The sequence below is a fragment of the Curtobacterium sp. MCPF17_031 genome, assembly GCF_003234035.1.
GTDB lineage: Bacteria > Actinomycetota > Actinomycetes > Actinomycetales > Microbacteriaceae > Curtobacterium.
The window spans coordinates 162,639-176,435 of the sequence record NZ_QKSG01000009.1 but is presented as its reverse complement, the minus strand read 5'-3'; the positions used below and the strand labels follow the sequence as shown (position 1 = coordinate 176,435).

Here is a 13,797-nt window from a genome sequence, read left to right as displayed (position 1 = left end):
ACGGGAATCGAGGATCGGCGCTGTGCCGGTTCGCGTCTGTTGAGGGGATGACGTGAATCGAGGATCGGCGCTGTGCCGGTTCGCGTCTGTTGAGGGGATGACGGGAATCGAGGATCGGCGCTGTGCCGGTTCGCGTCTGTGGAGGGGATGACGTGAATCGAGGATCGGCGCTGTGCCGGTTCGCGTCTGTTGAGGGGATGACGGGAATCGAACCCGCGTAGCCAGTTTGGAAGACTGGGGCTCTACCATTGAGCTACATCCCCGCGCCTGCGCACATGTCGCAGCCCCACCACCATACCGGACGAACGACACCCCCATGATCCTGCCGCCGCCGGACGAGTCGTCGCAGCGCACGATCAGGCGCTCCCGGGTGCTGTCGTACGTGCTGGTGGCCGTCGCCGCGGTGGTCCTCTCGCTCCGCCCGGAGTTGTTCGGCGACCCGCAGGCGCAGCCCTGGCATGCACTGCTGCACGTGTGGCGGATCGTCGTCGGGCTGCTCCTCGGGGTGGCCGCCCTGGCCGTCCAGGTCGTCGTCGGCGTGCAGTGGCGTCGGGGTCTGCGGCAGTCCGCGGACGGATGACTTCCCACAACCCGCGGTCCTCCCGGGCGGCGCGCACCTGGAGCCCGCTAGACTCGTCGAGGTCGCTGGGTGGGATTCGTCCTGCCCGCGCGCTGAACGGCGCACGCGACGATCCTGGCCCTCGTACCGGGGCGTAGCTCAGCTTGGTAGAGCGCCCGCTTTGGGAGCGGGAGGTCGCAGGTTCAAATCCTGTCGCCCCGACCAGGTCACATCGAACGTCAACCAACAGGAGAACATCCCTTGGCCACCAGCACCGTCGACAAGGTGAGCGACACCCGCGTCAAGCTCACCGTGAACGTGACGCCGGACGATCTCAAGCCGAGCATCGACCACGCGTACAAGCACATCGCAGAGCAGATCAACATCCCCGGCTTCCGCAAGGGCAAGGTCCCGCCGGCGATCGTCGATCAGCGCGTCGGTCGCGGCGAGGTCCTGAACCACGCCGTCGGCGACGCCATCGACACCTTCTACCGCCAGGCGGTGGACGAGCAGGAGCTGCGCATCCTCGGCCGCGCCGAGGCCGACGTCGCCGAGCTCCCGAACGTCAAGGACTTCTCGGGCGACCTCGTCCTCACCTTCGAGGTCGACGTCCGTCCCGAGTTCGCCCTGCCCGACTACGGCTCCTTCGAGCTGACGGTCGACGCGGTCGAGGTCTCCGACGACGAGATCGACGAAGAGCTGCAGAACCTCCGCACGCGCTTCGGCACCCTCGTGACCGTGGACCGTCCGGCCACCTCGGGCGACTTCGCCCAGCTCGACCTGACCGCCACCATCGGTGACGACGAGGTCGACTCGGCCACCGGCGTCTCCTACGAGATCGGCTCGGGCGACCTGCTCGAGGGCATCGACGAGGCGCTCGAGTCCCTCACCGCAGGCGAGTCCACCACCTTCGAGTCGAAGCTCGTCGGTGGCGACCGCGAGGGCGAGACCGCTCAGATCGCCGTCACCGTCACCGCCGTCAAGGAGCGCGAGCTCCCCGAGGCCGACGACGAGTTCGCCCAGATCGCGAGCCAGTTCGACACGCTCGACGAGCTGAAGGCCGACCTCAAGGAGCAGATCGCCAAGTCGAAGACCTTCGGCCAGGGCGCTGCGGCACGCGACAAGCTCGTCGAGCAGCTCCTCGAGTCGGTGGAGATCCCGATCTCCGAGAAGCTCATCGAGGACGAGGTGCACCGTCACCTCGAGCAGGAGAACCGTCTGGAGGACGACGAGCACCGCAAGGAGGTCGCCGAGTCCAGCGAGAAGGCCTTCCGCTCGCAGATCCTCCTCGACTCCATCGCCGAGAAGGAGCAGATCCAGGTCTCGCAGGAAGAGCTCACGCAGTACCTGATCCAGGCCGCCGCGCAGTACGGCATGGAGCCGGCCGAGTTCATCAAGGTCATCGACCAGAACGGCCAGATCCCCGGCATGGTCGGCGAGGTCGCTCGCTCGAAGGCCGTCGCCACGGTGCTGTCGAAGGTCACCGTGAAGGACACCGCCGGCAACCCGGTCGACCTCTCCGCGTTCACCGCGGGTGTCGCCGAGGGTGACGACGTCGAGTCCGACGAGACCGACGACGAGTCCGCCGAGGCCGACGCGAAGTAGTCGGGAGCCATTCCGCAACAGGAGGCGCGGTGCCAGCTGGCACCGCGCCTCCTGTGCGTCCGCGGTCGGTTTGCGGTCGACCGCATTGCCGACAGCGAACAGGCGCGACCGCGTGCGTTGCAACCGATAAGTTCGACAACAAGCGACAACTGAACGGGAGCTTTTCCATGGCCGAAGCAACACTGAACCCCAGTGTTTTTGACCGCCTTCTGAGAGACCGGATCGTGTGGCTCGGCTCCGAGGTCCGCGACGACAACTCGAACGAGATCGCAGCCAAGCTGCTGCTGCTCGCCGCCGAGGACCCTGAGAAGGACATCTACCTCTACATCAACTCGCCCGGTGGCTCGATCACCGCCGGCATGGCGATCTACGACACGATGCAGTTCGTGCCGAACGACATCGTCACGGTGGGCATCGGCCTCGCCGCCTCGATGGGGCAGTTCCTGCTCTCGTCCGGCACGCCCGGCAAGCGCTACATCACGCCGAACGCACGCGTGCTCCTGCACCAGCCGTCCGGTGGGTTCGGTGGCACCGCTGCCGACATCCAGACGCAGGCGAAGGTCATCCTCGACATGAAGCAGCGGATGGCCGAGCTCACGGCGGAGCAGACCGGCAAGTCCATCGAGCAGATCCTCAAGGACAACGACCGCGACAACTGGTTCTCGGCGCAGGAAGCCCTGGAGTACGGCTTCGTCGACCACCTCCGCGCCTCGTCCGCCGAGGTCGTCGGTGGTGGCGGAACCGTCAACGACGGCGAGACGCAGACCCCTGCGGCCGAGCCCGACGCCCAGTCCTGATCCCCACCGAAGAAAAGGAAACGAGAATGCATCTCCCCATGCTCGGTGGCGCGCAGAACGTCCCGGCCCCCTCTGATCGGTACATCCTCCCGAGCTTCGAGGAGCGCACGGCCTACGGCTACAAGCGGCAGGACCCGTACGCGAAGCTCTTCGAGGACCGCATCGTGTTCCTCGGTGTCCAGGTCGACGACGCGTCGGCCGACGACGTCATGGCCCAGCTGCTCGTGCTCGAGTCGATGGACCCCGACCGCGACATCGTCATGTACATCAACTCGCCCGGTGGCTCGTTCACCGCGATGACGGCGATCTACGACACCATGCAGTACATCCGTCCGCAGATCCAGACGGTCTGCCTCGGTCAGGCGGCCTCGGCCGCGTCGGTGCTCCTGGCCGGCGGTACGCCGGGCAAGCGCCTGGCGCTCCCGAACGCCCGTGTGCTCATCCACCAGCCCGCCGTCCAGCAGGGTGGCGGTCAGGCGTCCGACATCGAGATCCAGGCGGCGGAGATCCTCCGCATGCGGACCTGGCTCGAAGAGACGCTGTCGAAGCACTCGAACAAGACGCCGGCCGAGATCAACCACGACATCGAGCGCGACAAGATCATGTCGGCGCAGGAAGCCGTGGAGTACGGCCTGATCGACCAGGTCCTCACCAGCCGCAAGAACGTCCCCGCGCTCGTCAAGTAGCACCCGGACACACGACGGCCCCGCACCTCATCGGTGCGGGGCCGTCGTCGTTCCCGGGGACCGGCCGTCGTCCCCGGGGTGAGCGGATCTGCCGCGGCGACGCCCCGTTCACCTTCGCCGGGCGGTCACGTGTCGTCGGTACGACGGGCCGAGAACGACCTCTTGTGACCACTCGATGACGGGGCGCGGGAGTGTCAGACGAGCCTTCGAGGCGTCGGCGGCGGACGGGAGGCTCGTCGCGCCTCCGCATGTCCGCAGCCGTCCGCCAGCTGGTCACGACCCACCGCACGCGTTTCGCCGAGTGGTCACGAACGGTCGCTCTGGCGAGACCAGTCCGACGATTCGTGACCGCTCGGGTACCCGGGTTCGGGCACGGCGAGCGGGGTGTGGCGACCGCTCGGGACGAAGCCGGTCGGCCGGCCTGTCAGTCCTCGTCGGCGTCGTCAGCGGCGGGAGCCGGGCGACGACGGACGAGCAGCAGGACGGCGACGATCGCGGCCACGACGACGAGTCCGCCGGCGCCGATCCACAGGGCGTCGGACGCCGCGGACGCCGGTTCGCCGGACTCGGTGCCCGTCGTGCTCGCCGCGGCGGTCGAGCCGTTGCCGGCGTTCGCGCAGGTCGGCGGCTTCGTGGTGCCGGTGGCCGGGGTGAAGCCCGCTGGCGCCTTCCACGTGAAGTCGTACGAGTCGGAGACGGTGTGCCCGTCGGCCGAGATGATCTGCCACTCGGCCTGGTAATCGCCGGACGCGCCGAGGGCCGCCGTGGTGGACATCGTCGGGCCGGTGACGTCGACGCACCCGTCCTCGAAGTACTTCCCGTCCGGACCGACGATCCGGAACGCGAACCCGGAGTCCGTGTCGCCGATGTCCAGCAGTCGGTCGTTCGTGGTGATCGCGAACGTCTTCGGCAACGCGGTCAGCGTGCTGTTCGCCGCCGGGGTCGCCGACACGACGTAGTTGTGCGCGCTGGCCGGTGCCGCGAGGCCGAAGACCGCACCACCCACGAGCGTGAGGGCGGCGAGCGTCCCGGCACCGAGCCTCCCGGTCCGGATCCGGCGGCGCACCGCCGGACGTGCGCCCGGCTGCACGCCAGGCTGCTCGGCGCCCGTCGTCACTTGCTGCTGCCGCGGCGGCGCGTGGCGGCCACCGAGACGACCAGCGCGACGGCACCCAGGAGCAGGCCGCCGAGGCCGAGGAAACGGCCGACCAGGTCCGGGTCCGCCGGGGCTGAGGACGACGAGCCGGAGGCCGTGGTCGCGGTCGACGTGTCGGACTCGGTCGACTCCGTGGTGCCGTGCTCGTCGTCGCCCGATGCGGCGGCGGTCAGGGTGATCGTGGGTGCGGGGTGCTCCGGCTCGGCCTGACCGGCCTTCGTCGCCTGGTCCCACTCGGTGGAACCCTGCTCGCAGGTCTGCGTGACCGGCATCGACACGGTGTCTCCAGCCTTGCCGCCGGGCAGCGCGAACGAGAGCGAGAAGGTGTCGCGCTCGTCGGCGGGCAGCGGGGTCTTCGCGGTGTAGGTGACGCTGGTGACGCGCTCCGCGGCCGCTTCCGCCGCGTCCTCGTCGGATCCGGCCGCGGAACTCGGGGCCGTGTACGGCTCGGTCGCCTTCGTGATCGTCCAGTTCGGGTTCACGGTCGGCGTGACCTCGATCACGGACTCGGGGACGTGGAACTGCAGCTTCGTGGTGGGGGAGCCGTCGCAGCCGTGCGGCACGGAGAACGTGACGGTGGTGTACGAGTTGACGGCGGTCGACGACGCTTCGGCCTCGACGTGGGCGCTGACCGAGGCCGCGGTGCCGAGGACGATGGCGGCGGCGACGCCGAGGGTCACGACACCGCCGGTGACGAGGCGCTTCTGCATGGTTCCTCCAGGAGCCGTTCTCTACAACTTGTAGAGCAACGCCGCTCACGCTACCAGGCCGACCACGCCCTGGGCGAACGAGGCCGGAGGTCCCCGACTGTGTCACCGGGAGCGGTTAGGCTCGGTCCACGACGACCTCGTGGACCGCACTGGCGGTGCACGTCGACCAGGGAAGGCCGAGAGCATGGCACGCATCGGAGAGAGCGCCGACCTCCTGAAGTGCTCCTTCTGTGGGAAGAGCCAGAAGCAGGTACAGCAGCTGATCGCCGGACCCGGCGTCTACATCTGCGACGAATGCGTCGAGCTCTGCAACGAGATCATCGAAGAGCGCCTCGCCGAAGCGGGTGAGGACACCGGCAGCGGTGAGTTCGACCTGCCGAAGCCGCGCGAGATCTTCGACTTCCTGCAGGAGTACGTCATCGGGCAGGACCCGGCGAAGCGCGCTCTCGCGGTCGCCGTCTACAACCACTACAAGCGGATCCGGGCACAGGGGCAGATCACCGCCGCCGAGGACCGCGACGACGTCGAGATCGCGAAGTCGAACATCCTGCTCATCGGCCCGACCGGCTGCGGCAAGACGTACCTGGCGCAGACCCTCGCGAAGCGGCTCAACGTGCCGTTCGCCGTCGCGGACGCCACCGCCCTGACCGAGGCCGGCTACGTCGGCGAGGACGTCGAGAACATCCTCCTCAAGCTGATCCAGGCGGCCGACTACGACGTCAAGCGTGCCGAGACCGGCATCATCTACATCGACGAGGTCGACAAGATCGCGCGGAAGGCCGAGAACCCCTCGATCACGCGCGACGTCTCGGGCGAAGGCGTGCAGCAGGCGCTGCTCAAGATCCTCGAGGGCACGGTCGCCTCGGTCCCACCGCAGGGGGGTCGGAAGCACCCGCACCAGGAGTTCATCCAGATCGACACGACGAACGTCCTGTTCATCGTCGCCGGTGCGTTCGCCGGGCTGGAAGAGATCGTCTCCTCGCGCGTCGGCAAGCACGGCATCGGCTTCGGTGCCCAGCTGCACAGCCCGACCGACCACCAGGACCTGTACTCGGAGGTCCTGCCGGAAGACCTGCACAAGTTCGGCCTGATCCCGGAGTTCATCGGTCGTCTGCCCGTCGTCACCACGGTGTCGAAGCTCGACCAGGCTGCGCTCATGCAGATCCTCACCGAGCCGAAGAACGCCCTGGTCCGTCAGTACCAGCGGATGTTCCAGATCGACGGCGTCGAGCTCGAGTTCGACCACGCTGCACTCGAGGCGATCGCCGACCTGGCCGTCCTGCGCCAGACCGGTGCCCGTGGCCTCCGCGCGATCATGGAAGAGGTCCTCGGGCCGATCATGTTCGACGTCCCCTCGGACGACGACGTCGCCCGCGTCGTCGTCACCCGGGCCTCGGTGCTCGAGAACGCGGCGCCGACGATCGTGCCGCGTTCGGCGCCGAAGCGCGTCGAGAAGTCGGCGTAGCCCAACGCACCCCGAACACAGGAGCGCGCCCCGTCCTCGACGGGGCGCGCTCCTGTGTCGCGTGGCGACCGCCCGCGCTACTCCAGCCCGCGGCGACGCAGCAGCGGGCCGACCTCGGCGTCGCGGCCGCGGAACTCGCGGTAGGCCTCGAGGGGGTCCTTCGCGCCGCCGACGCCGAGCAGCAGCCGTGCGAAGCGTTCGCCGGCCTGGCGGGACAGCCCGCCGTGCTCGCGGAACCACTCCACGGTGTCGGCGTCGAGCACCTCGCTCCAGATGTACCCGTAGTAGCCGGCGTCGTACCCGCCGGAGAACGTGTGCGCGAAGTAGGTCGACGAGTAGCGGGGCGGGACGGCCGGGGCGTCGATGCCGGCGGCGACCAGGGCCTCCCGTTCGAACGCCTCGACGTCCGTGACCGCAGCGGCGTCCGCGGCGCTCAACCGGTGCCACGCCTGGTCGAGCAGCGCGGCGGCCAGGTACTCGGTCGTGCCGAAGCCCTCGTTGAACCCTTCCGAGTTGCTGAGGCCCAGGACGAGCTCTGGCGGCATCGGCGCGCCGGTCTCGTGGTGCCTGGCGTAGTTCGCCAGGACCGACGGCCACGTGACCCACATCTCGTTCACCTGCGACGGGAACTCGACGAAGTCGCGCTCGACGTTCGTGCCGGAGAACCGGGGGTACGTCGTGCGGGCGATCAGCCCGTGCAGGGCGTGGCCGAACTCGTGGAACAGGGTCTCGACCTCGTCCTGCGTCAGCAGCGTCGGCGAGCCGACCGCGGGCTTCGGCACGTTGAGGTTGTTCACGACGACCGGCAGCGTGCCGAGCAGGTGTGACTGCTCCACGACGGGGTTCATCCACGCACCACCGCGCTTGCCGTCGCGCGTGTACAGGTCGAGCAGGTACAGCCCGACGGGGGCGTCCTGCTCGTCGACCACCTCGAAGACGCGGACCTCGTCGTTGTAGCCGTGCAGGTCGGGACGCTCGGTGAAGCGCAGGCCGTACAGGGCTCCTGCGGCATGGAAGACGCCGTCGACCAGGACCCGGTCGGCCTCCAGGTACGGACGGAGAGCACTGCTGTCGGCGGCGAACTGCGCGCCCCGCAGCACCTCCGTGGCGTAGGCCCAGTCCCACGACTCGACCTCGAAGCCGACGGTGCGGGAGCGAGCCTCGCGCTCGTCGCGTGCGTTCGCGACGGCGGCGGTGACGAGCGAGGACAGGAGGCCCGCCACGGCTTCCGGGGTACGGGCCGTCTCGTCCGCGGTGACGACCGACGCGTGGTCGCGGAAGCCGAGCAGCTCGGCCCGTTCGGCTCGGAGGCGGACGATGCGGAGCAGGACCGCCCGGTTGTCGAACGCGTTGCCGCGGCGGCCGCGAGAGAGCGACGCCTCCATGATCCGCTGGCGGAGGCCGCGGTCGGTGAGGGTCGCGAGCCACGGGTGCCCGGTGTACAGCGGCAGGGTGACGAGCCACCCCTCGAGACCACGGTCGGCGGCGGCTGCCGCGGCGGCGGACTTCGCACCGTGGTCGAGGCCGGCGAGTTCGGCTTCGTCGGTGACGTGCACCGCGGCGTCGTTGGTGTCCTCGAGCAGGTTGCGTTCGAACGTCGTCGTCAGCGACGACAGTTCCTGGTTGATCGCGGTCAGGCGCTCCTTGCCGGCGTCGTCGAGCCCTGCACCGGCCAGGGTCATCTCGGTCAGCGTGCGTTCGGCCAGGCGGCGGTCCTCGTCGGAGCGACCGGGGGTGGCGTCGAGCGTGTCGTGCACGGCGCGGACCCGGGCGAACAGGCGGCCGTCCAGGACGATCGCGTCCCGGTGAGCGGCGAGGAGCGGGGAGAGCTCGGCCTCGAGGTCGCGGAGCTCGTCGGTGGAGTCGGCCGAGGTGACGGTGGAGAAGACCATCTCGACACGCTGCAGCAGCTGTCCGGCACGCTCGAGCGCGACGAGGGTGTTCTCGAACGTCGGCGGTTCGGGGTCGGTGGCGATCGCCTCGACCGCTGCGCGGTGTTCGGCCATGCCCGCGTCGAAGGCCGGCCGGTAGTGCTCGGTCCGGACGTCGTCGAACGGGGGGAGGGCGTAGGGGAGGGTGCTCGGTCCATCGAACGGAGTGGCCATCGCCCCAACCTAGCGACGTGAGGGCCGCGCCGGGCGCGCGAGCCCCTCGGTCCTAGTGCGCCGCTGCGTCGATCAGCACCGCGGCTGCTCGGCGTGCGTGCACTGCCGCCTCGGTCGTCCCCGCGATCGCCGCGGTGGTCTGCGCTCCCTCGGCGAGCAGGGCCAGCTGCGACGCGAGTTCCTCCGCCCGGTCGGCGTCGGGGACGGCCCGCGCGGTGATCTTGGCCACGAACCGCTGGAACGAGTCCTTGTGGTCGCGGGCGATCTCGGCGATCGCGGGGGAGGTCGCGCCGAGCTCCCCGAAGGCGTTGATGAATCCGCACCCGCGGAACGTCTCGTCCCCGAACCAGGACTCGAGGAAGTCGTACACGGCCAGCAACTGCGCGCGCGGACCGTCGGCGGCGTCGACCGCGGCCCGGATGCCCTGCTCCCAGAACTCGTGGCGGCCGGCGAGCACGGCGGCGATGAGCTGCTCCTTGCCGGGGAACGCGGCGTAGAGCTTCTTCAGCGAGACACCGGCGGTCGAGCGGATCTCGTCCATGCCGACCGCCTGGATCCCGCGCGTGTAGAAGAGCGCGTCCGCCGTCTCGACGATCCGCGCTGCCGTCTCGGCTTCGACCGTGCTCGTCGCCATGTGCGTGCTCCGTCCGCTCAGTGTCCACCGGCATCGGAGTTGCGCCGGGAACGATCGTTCTCTAGTGTAGGCGAAACCACCGGAGAACGCCCGTTCTCCACGGGGCTCAGTGCACTTCACCAGGAGGAACACCATGGGATCCATCACCGTCGGTACCGAGAACAGCGTCGACATCGCACTGCACTACGAGGACAAGGGCGAGGGGCAGCCGATCGTGCTGATCCACGGGTTCCCGCTGGACGGCAACTCGTGGGAGGGCCAGGTCCCACCGCTGCTCGATGCCGGCTACCGGGTCATCACGTACGACCGTCGCGGGTTCGGGCAGTCCTCGCAGCCCTCTACCGGCTACGACTACGACACTTTCGCCGACGACCTGCACACCGTCCTCGAGACCCTCGACCTGCAGGACGTGATCCTCGTCGGCTTCTCGATGGGCACCGGCGAGATCGCCCGCTACATCGCCCGTCACGGTGAGGACCGGATCGCCAGGGTCGCGTTCCTCGCCTCGCTCGAGCCCTTCCTCGCCATCACCGACGACAACCCCGACGGTGCCGCGCCGATGTCCTTCTTCGAGGGTGTCGCCGCCGACGTGCAGCAGGACCGCTACGCGTACTTCACGAACTTCTACCAGGACTTCTTCAACCTGTCGGAGAACCTCGGCACCCGCATCTCCGAGGAGCAGGTCCGCAACGCCTGGAACATCGCGGCCGGCTCCGGCTCGATCGCGTCCGCGGCCGCACCGCTGACCTGGCCGACGGACTTCCGGAAGGACATCCCGGAGGTCACCGTTCCCGCGCTGATCGTGCACGGCACGGCAGACAACATCCTGCCGATCGATGCCACCGGCCGGCGCTTCACCAAGGCCCTGCCGGCTGCGAAGTACGTCGAGATCGAGGGCGCGCCCCACGGCCTCCTCACCACGCACACCGCCGAGGTCAACGCGGTGCTGCTCTCCTGGCTCGCCGAGTCCTGATCCCTCGGCGATCCCGGACGGGCGTCGGCGCCTGACCCGAGACCGAGCCGGCCTGCACCACGGTGGTCCCGTGCTGCAGGCCGGCTCTCGTCAGCATGTGAGGCGCTCAGTCCTCGGACCCCGCGTCGTCCGGGTCGGCCACCTGCGCGTGCCCGAGCGGGTCCAGGTGGATCGACGTCCCGTCGTCCAGCTCGACCATCGGCTTGCCCTCCAGGAACGTCAGCGTCCAGCGCCACGTCGAGGCGTCGACCGAGCCGGCGGCCAGTTCGTCCTCGACTCCGCGCACGGCGACGACCATCGTCTCGGGCAGTCGCGCGGGTGGTTCCGCGCCGACGTTCCATCTCGTACCCAACTGCATGCGAGCCTCCAGTCCGTGTCGGGGGAGGGCACCGCAACGACGGACGCCCCGCCCGTGTCTCCACGGTAACGGGGCGTCCGGTGTCCGGTCCGGGTCGACTAGGCCGAGGGCTGCTCCGCCAGCTCGATCTCGACGACGGCGAACTCGTCGCCATCGACGAACGACAGGTCCTGGATCCGGCCGACGGCCGCCAGGTCCACGGCAGCCCGCTCGACGAGTTCACGGACGGCGGCGGGCGCCTGCACGACGGCCCGGGTGACCGGCGTCTTCTGGGACGCCTTCGCCGCGGTCTTCGCACCACGGATGCCGATCAGTGCCTGACCGACGGCGGCCAGCAGCCCGGTCTCGGCCTGGTCGACCGGCAGGTCGGCACGGACCGGCCAGGAGGCCCGGTGCACGCTGGTGTCGTGGGTCCAGGCCCACACTTCCTCCGTCGCGTACGGCAGGAACGGCGCCAGCAGGCGGAGCAGCACGTCGATCGCGCCGCGGAGCGCGAGGACCGCGCTCGCCTGCGTCTCGTGGACCGAGTCGGGGGCGGTGCCGTAGGCACGCTCCTTGACGAGCTCGAGGTAGTCGTCGCAGAAGGTCCAGAAGAACCGCTCGGTGATCTCGAGCGCCCGGGCGTGGTCGTAGGCGTCGAACGCGGCCGTGGCCTGGTCGACGACGGTACCGAGCGCGGCGAGCATGTCGACGTCGAGCGCCTCGGTGACCCGGTGGGCCCCGGTGGGCAGTTCGAAGCCGTAGACGAACTTCGCCGCGTTGAGGACCTTGATCGCCAGTCGTCGACCGACCTTGATCTGCTTCGGGTTCTGCGGGTCGAACGCCGCGTCGGTGCCGAGCTTCGACGAGGCCGCCCAGTAGCGGACCGCGTCGGCACCGTGTGCCTCGAGGACGGACAGCGGTGTGACGACGTTGCCCTTCGACTTCGACATCTTCTTGCGGTCGGGGTCCACGATAAAGCCCGAGATCGACGCGTTCTTCCACGGCACCACGTCTGCCTCGAGCTGGCTGCGGAGGACGGTCGTGAACAGCCAGGTCCGGATGATGTCCTGCGCCTGCGGGCGGACGTCGTACGGGTACACCAGGTCGTAGAGCGCCGGGTCGGTCTCCCACTTGCCGGCGAGCTGCGGGGTGAGGGACGAGGTCGCCCAGGTGTCCATCACGTCGAGTTCACCCTGGAAGCCACCGGCGACACCGCGCTGTGACTCGTCGTACCCGGGGGCCGGGTCGGACGACGGGTCGACGGGCAGCTGCGCCTCGGTCGGGACGATCGGCTGGTCGAAGACCGGGTTGCCGTCGGCGTCGAGCGGGTACCAGACCGGGATCGGCACGCCGAAGAAGCGCTGGCGGGAGATCAGCCAGTCGCCGGACAGGCCGCCGACCCAGTTCTCGTACCGGACCTTCATGAAGTCGGGGTGGAACGCGATCTGGTCACCGCGCTCGAGCAGCGTCTTCTTGAGCTGCTCGTCGCGGGCACCGTTCACGATGTACCACTGGCGGGTGGAGACGATCTCGAGCGGCTTGTCGCCCTTCTCGAAGAACTTCACCGGGTGGTTGATCGTCTTCACGTCGCCGACCAGCTCGCCGGACTCGGTGAGGGCGTCCACGACGACCTTCTTGGCGGAGAACACCGTCTTGCCGGCCATCTCGGCGTAGAGCGCACGGCCTTCCGCGGACTCGATCCAGTCCGGCTCGTCGGAGCGGATGCGACCGTCGAAGCCGATGACCGAGCGGTTCGGCAGCTGCAGTTCGCGCCACCAGACGACGTCGGTGGTGTCACCAAACGTGCAGATCATCGCGATGCCCGCGCCCTTGTCCTTCTGCGCGAGGTGGTGTGCGAGCACCGGGACCTCGACGTCGAACAGCGGGGAGCGGACCGTCGTGCCGAAGAGGTCCTGGAACCGCTCGTCGTCCGGGTGCGCGACGAGGGCGACGCACGCCGGCAGCAGTTCGGGGCGGGTGGTCTGGATGACGACGTCGCCGCTGCCGTCGCTCTTGTGGAAGGCCAGACCGTGGTACGCGCCGGGCATCTCCTTGTCCTCGAGCTCGGCCTGCGCGACCGCGGTCCGGAACGTGACGTCCCAGAGCGTCGGGGCGTCGGCCTGGTAGGCCTCGCCGCGCTCGAGGTTGCGGAGGAAGGCACGCTGCGCGCTGGCCCGGGAGGTCGCGTCGATCGTGCGGTACGACTGCGTCCAGTCGACGGAGAGGCCGAGGGTCCGGAAGAGCTCCTCGAACTGCTGTTCGTCCTGCACGGTCAGCTCGTCGCACAGCTCGATGAAGTTGCGGCGCGAGATCGGCAGCTGGTCGGCGGCCTTGCTCGACTTGCCGTCACCGCCGGCGAACGGCGGGGTGAAGTCGGGGTCGTAGGGGAGCGACGGGTCGCAGCGGACGCCGTAGTAGTTCTGCACGCGACGCTCGGTGGGGAGACCGTTGTCGTCCCAGCCCATCGGGTAGAAGACGTGCTTGCCGCGCATCCGTTCGAACCGGGCCTTGAGGTCGGTGTGCGTGTACGAGAACACGTGACCGATGTGCAGCGAGCCGGAGGCGGTCGGCGGCGGGGTGTCGATCGAGTAGACGGCGGACCGGTCACCCGCGGCGTCGCGGTCGAACCGGTAGGTGCCGTCCTGCTCCCACTGCGGCCCCCAGACCTGCTCGAGTCCGTCCACCGATGGCTTGTCGGGCATGGGCTTGGTCATGGCTGCGCCTTCCGTTCGTATGTGCGGCACCGAGTCCGTGATGAGGTGCCTGA

At 69.2% G+C, this 13,797-nt stretch carries 12 protein-coding genes and 2 tRNA genes; 7 read left to right on the top strand and 7 right to left on the bottom strand.

What is annotated here, in order from left to right; genetic code table 11:
• Positions 1-192: 192 nt before the first annotated feature.
• Positions 193-263: transfer RNA gene (locus tag DEJ31_RS13685), tRNA-Gly, on the bottom strand.
• A gap of 53 nt (positions 264-316) precedes the next feature.
• Here DEJ31_RS13685 and DEJ31_RS13680 point away from each other — a divergent pair.
• From DEJ31_RS13680 to DEJ31_RS13660, 5 genes are all read left to right on the top strand, one after another.
• Positions 317-580, top strand: a complete 264-nt coding sequence (locus DEJ31_RS13680) for a hypothetical protein (RefSeq protein ID WP_111122127.1) — start codon at positions 317-319, stop codon at positions 578-580.
• Positions 581-707: 127 nt separating this feature from the next.
• A tRNA-Pro gene (locus DEJ31_RS13675) sits at positions 708-784 on the top strand.
• Positions 785-820: 36 nt separating this feature from the next.
• A complete protein-coding gene (gene tig, locus DEJ31_RS13670) occupies positions 821-2,164 on the top strand; it encodes a trigger factor (RefSeq protein ID WP_111122126.1) in 1,344 nt (447 codons plus the stop codon).
• 167 nt (positions 2,165-2,331) lie between these two features.
• Complete coding sequence (locus tag DEJ31_RS13665; protein ID WP_110903999.1) at positions 2,332-2,961, top strand: ATP-dependent Clp protease proteolytic subunit; 630 nt, start codon at positions 2,332-2,334, stop codon at positions 2,959-2,961.
• 26 nt (positions 2,962-2,987) lie between these two features.
• A complete protein-coding gene (locus DEJ31_RS13660; protein ID WP_110903998.1) occupies positions 2,988-3,647 on the top strand; it encodes an ATP-dependent Clp protease proteolytic subunit in 660 nt (219 codons plus the stop codon).
• A 424-nt stretch (positions 3,648-4,071) separates the two neighbouring features.
• Here DEJ31_RS13660 and DEJ31_RS13655 read toward each other — a convergent pair whose 3' ends face one another.
• Positions 4,072-4,737, bottom strand: coding sequence for a copper resistance CopC family protein (locus DEJ31_RS13655; RefSeq protein WP_181433533.1), 666 nt, complete (start codon positions 4,735-4,737; stop codon positions 4,072-4,074).
• Positions 4,738-4,760: 23 nt separating this feature from the next.
• Entirely contained in the window at positions 4,761-5,513 is a 753-nt protein-coding gene (locus DEJ31_RS13650) for a YcnI family protein (RefSeq protein WP_111122125.1), read from the bottom strand.
• A 184-nt stretch (positions 5,514-5,697) separates the two neighbouring features.
• Here DEJ31_RS13650 and clpX point away from each other — a divergent pair, with 184 nt between their 5' ends.
• Complete coding sequence (clpX, locus tag DEJ31_RS13645) at positions 5,698-6,978, top strand: ATP-dependent Clp protease ATP-binding subunit ClpX (RefSeq protein ID WP_110903996.1); 1,281 nt, start codon at positions 5,698-5,700, stop codon at positions 6,976-6,978.
• 77 nt (positions 6,979-7,055) lie between these two features.
• Here the strand turns inward: clpX and DEJ31_RS13640 are convergent, their stop codons facing one another.
• Both DEJ31_RS13640 and DEJ31_RS13635 read right to left on the bottom strand, forming a co-directional pair.
• The gene (locus tag DEJ31_RS13640; RefSeq protein WP_111122124.1) at positions 7,056-9,083 is read right to left on the bottom strand and encodes a M3 family metallopeptidase; all 2,028 of its coding nucleotides are present in this window, start codon (positions 9,081-9,083) and stop codon (positions 7,056-7,058) included.
• Between the two features lie 52 nt (positions 9,084-9,135).
• On the bottom strand, positions 9,136-9,717 hold the full coding sequence (locus tag DEJ31_RS13635; RefSeq protein WP_111122123.1) for a TetR/AcrR family transcriptional regulator: 582 nt from the start codon (positions 9,715-9,717) through the stop codon (positions 9,136-9,138).
• A gap of 133 nt (positions 9,718-9,850) precedes the next feature.
• Between DEJ31_RS13635 and DEJ31_RS13630 the strand changes: the two genes are divergently transcribed.
• Positions 9,851-10,690 (top strand): alpha/beta fold hydrolase, encoded by an 840-nt coding sequence (locus tag DEJ31_RS13630; protein ID WP_110903993.1) that lies wholly within the window; start codon positions 9,851-9,853, stop codon positions 10,688-10,690.
• Between the two features lie 106 nt (positions 10,691-10,796).
• On the opposite strand, the gene DEJ31_RS13625 is transcribed toward DEJ31_RS13630, so the two are convergent.
• Entirely contained in the window at positions 10,797-11,048 is a 252-nt protein-coding gene (locus DEJ31_RS13625) for a hypothetical protein (RefSeq protein WP_111122122.1), read from the bottom strand.
• 98 nt (positions 11,049-11,146) lie between these two features.
• Positions 11,147-13,744 (bottom strand): valine--tRNA ligase, encoded by a 2,598-nt coding sequence (gene valS / locus DEJ31_RS13620; protein ID WP_258366310.1) that lies wholly within the window; start codon positions 13,742-13,744, stop codon positions 11,147-11,149.
• Positions 13,745-13,797: the final 53 nt, after the last annotated feature.

Excerpts from the sequence above, each read along its gene's own strand:
- DEJ31_RS13630 (WP_110903993.1), top strand. The coding sequence starts at position 9,851 with ATGGGATCCATCACCGTCGGTACCGAGAACAGCGTCGACATCGCACTG.
- clpX (WP_110903996.1), top strand. The coding sequence starts at position 5,698 with ATGGCACGCATCGGAGAGAGCGCCGACCTCCTGAAGTGCTCCTTCTGT.
- DEJ31_RS13640 (WP_111122124.1), bottom strand. The coding sequence starts at position 9,083 with ATGGCCACTCCGTTCGATGGACCGAGCACCCTCCCCTACGCCCTCCCC.
- valS (WP_258366310.1), bottom strand. The coding sequence starts at position 13,744 with ATGACCAAGCCCATGCCCGACAAGCCATCGGTGGACGGACTCGAGCAG.
- DEJ31_RS13660 (WP_110903998.1), top strand. The coding sequence starts at position 2,988 with ATGCATCTCCCCATGCTCGGTGGCGCGCAGAACGTCCCGGCCCCCTCT.
- DEJ31_RS13650 (WP_111122125.1), bottom strand. The coding sequence starts at position 5,513 with ATGCAGAAGCGCCTCGTCACCGGCGGTGTCGTGACCCTCGGCGTCGCC.
- DEJ31_RS13635 (WP_111122123.1), bottom strand. The coding sequence starts at position 9,717 with ATGGCGACGAGCACGGTCGAAGCCGAGACGGCAGCGCGGATCGTCGAG.
- DEJ31_RS13665 (WP_110903999.1), top strand. The coding sequence starts at position 2,332 with ATGGCCGAAGCAACACTGAACCCCAGTGTTTTTGACCGCCTTCTGAGA.
- DEJ31_RS13680 (WP_111122127.1), top strand. The coding sequence starts at position 317 with ATGATCCTGCCGCCGCCGGACGAGTCGTCGCAGCGCACGATCAGGCGC.
- DEJ31_RS13625 (WP_111122122.1), bottom strand. The coding sequence starts at position 11,048 with ATGCAGTTGGGTACGAGATGGAACGTCGGCGCGGAACCACCCGCGCGA.